Annotated in this window: 1 protein-coding gene; it reads right to left on the bottom strand. The window is 66.6% G+C overall.

The genetic code is table 11. From position 1 onward, the window contains the following. On the bottom strand, positions 1-2,294 hold a 2,294-nt coding region (locus QZY48_RS31935; protein ID WP_366929817.1), incomplete at both ends, for a DNA methyltransferase.

Raw genomic sequence — 2,294 nt, 5'->3', positions numbered from 1 at the left:
GGCGGCGAGGACAGCCGCGTCGAGTTCGTCGTGGAGCTGGCGCAGGACCGAGACCAGGCCCTGCTCGTGGACCTGCCGCTCTTTCGCTCGCAAGGGCTCACCGCGGCGCAGTTGCTCCAGCACGTTGTACATGCCGGTCATGGTCAGACCCGGATGCAGCGCCTGGCGTGCCTTGCGGTGGGCGTCCAGGGCCTCGGCCAGGTGGCGGATAAGTCCCTTTTCCGGCCCCGCTGGGGCCGGAAAAGGAAATGGATTGAAGGTCTGTTTGTGCTGGTAGCGCGGGTCGTTGCCCACGCCGAGACGGCCGCCGGCCGCTGTTGCCCAGAGGAGATGCACCCGGCTGGAGAGAACGCCAAGAATGAAATAATCCGCTAACGCGAATGCCACCACGGCCGTGTCCGGGACTGTGTCCGGCGAAACAAACTGAAAGGTGAACCACTTTGCCGTTCGCGGCACTGTCAGCATTCGGTCGAGACCTTGGAGTGCCTTGCGCAAGCTGGGATTCGGCTCGGCAAAGCGCCACCAATTATCTCGTCTTGCCGGTCGCGGGTTCTGATCCCGCTCCGGCTTGACCCGTTCAAGCACCCACTGGAACAGGCAGGGAAACTCGGCACGCGCCTGCTCCATCGTGCGCGGGTAGAAATCGATGATGCGGGCCCGGCGGTCTATCTGGGTGAGGTCACGGGCAATCACGAAGGGCTTGAGTACCCGTTCGGTATCGGTATCGGTCCCGATCGCCTGCGCCAGGTCTTCCGGCTGGATCACAAATCCCTGTCCGAGTGGGTACATACCGGTGAAGGCGAGACCCAGATTGGCGCGCAGCGGGGTCGCGGCCGAGAGATCGGCGCCGAGGGTCAGGTCCGGGTTGATTCTGCCCTCGGCGTGCTCGAACTCAACCGCCACGCCATCCGCGTTGCCGTCGGGTTGCTCGGCCGCCACCCGCAGCAAGACCCCAGGTGCATCGCCGGCCTCACCCACCGTCATGGCGATGCGTACCGCTGCCCCATCGGCTGAATCGACCCAGGGGTGATCCGGGATTGCGAAGATCAGGGACAGCGGCTGCGCCGCCGCGCAGTGTCCGTCGATGATCTGTCGGTTAAAGCTCTGCTTGAGGCTATTGGTCGTGATGAATCCGAATCGGGCAATCCGCCCGGTGCGCGCCAACTCCGCTGCCTGGTGCCACCAATACATCACGTAATCGGCAGAACCGGGGACGTCCGGCCAGGCACCGCGCAGCGCCTCGACATAGCCGTCACCGAGCGCCTGGCGCATGCGCTTATTGCCGATAAACGGCGGATTCCCTACGATAAAATCCGCCTCCGGCCAGCACGCCCGCCGCGGGTTCACATAGCGCTCCAGCGGCACCTGGGCGCTCTCGTCCGGGACCGCCTCGCCGGTGACCGGATGGGGCTTGAAGGTGCGCCCGTCCCAGCGTGTGACCGGGCGCCCGGCCTCATCGGTGACCCACTCCATGCGGTCATAGTCGAGCACCGCGTCGCGGCACTGGATGTTGCGGAAGTCGCGGATCACGGGCTCGGGCGGGTTCACGGCACCGTGGGTCCGGAAGTGCCATTGCAGGTAGCCGATCCACAGGACCGTCTCGGCGATGGCGGCGGCGCGGGGGTTGAGTTCCAGGCCGAGCAGTTGGTGGGGGTCGACGCTGATGCCCTCCATGGCCATGAGCAGCTGGCGCTCGCCGAGCGACTCCAGGGTGTCCAGGACCTCGCCCTCCAGGCGTTTCAAGTGTTCGAGCGTCACATAGAGGAAGTTGCCGGAGCCGCAGGCGGGGTCGAGGACCCGGATGCCGGCCAGGCGGACCTGGAAGGCGCTGACCAGTTTGACGGCCTCCTGGTCCTTGCCCTGTTCGTGCAGGATGAAGGCGGCGCCGTGGACCGCGGTCCATTCGTCGCGCAGGGGATTGATCACGGTGGGCAGGACCAGCCGTTCGACATAGGAACGCGGGGTGTAATGGGCGCCGAGCTGGTGACGCTCGCGCGGGTCCAGGGCGCGCTCCAGCAGGGTGCCGAAGATGGCGGGCTCGACCTGGCGCCAGTCGGCCTTGCCGGCGTCGATCAGGAGATCGAGCTGGTCGCGGTCGAGCGGCAGCGCCTGGCCTTGGGCGAAGAGCCCGCCGTTGAAGCGCGGCACCCGTTCGCGCAGGATGATGGAGAAGGCGGCGCCCTCATTCATGTCCCGCCACAGGTGTTCGGTCAGCGGGACGAATTGCGCGGGGTCGGCCCGCACCGAGCGCAGCAGGTCGGTGAAGCCCTGGTGCGGGAGGAGCCCGATGTCCT

The sequence above is a fragment of the uncultured Thiodictyon sp. genome (assembly GCF_903828115.1).
GTDB lineage: Bacteria > Pseudomonadota > Gammaproteobacteria > Chromatiales > Chromatiaceae > Thiodictyon.
The sequence above is the reverse complement of the archived record's forward strand: the minus strand, read 5'-3'. Positions and strand labels throughout refer to the sequence as shown.